Below are 280 nucleotides of genomic sequence, written 5' to 3'. Positions count from 1 at the left end.
CGTGCGGGGTTGCCCCACGGCGTGCACTTGTACGTCTGGTTGCCGGCCAGGAAGTCGAGGAACAGCGACGACTGGCTGAACGACCAGCGCTTGCCGCCTTCGCCGCGCTTCAGGATCTCGCGGAACAGGTTCTTCGTCTTGTCGCGGTTCAGGAAGTGCTGCTGATCCGGCGCGCGCTCATACGCATAACCCGGCGAGACGGTGATGCCGTCCACGCCCATCGGGCCCAGCGTGTCGAAGAACGCTGCAACACGTTCCGGCACCGCGTCGTTGAACAGCG

The 280-nt window shown here is 65.0% G+C and carries 1 protein-coding gene; it reads right to left on the bottom strand.

The features are described from left to right. The coding region (locus tag SB764_RS39490; RefSeq protein WP_410866681.1) for a DUF3463 domain-containing protein at positions 1–280 on the bottom strand (280 nt) is incomplete at both ends.

It is taken from the genome of Paraburkholderia sp. SIMBA_027, from assembly GCF_046535315.1.
Taxonomy (GTDB): Bacteria; Pseudomonadota; Gammaproteobacteria; order Burkholderiales; family Burkholderiaceae; genus Paraburkholderia; species Paraburkholderia tropica.
This window is presented reverse-complemented; position numbering and strand designations above follow the sequence as displayed.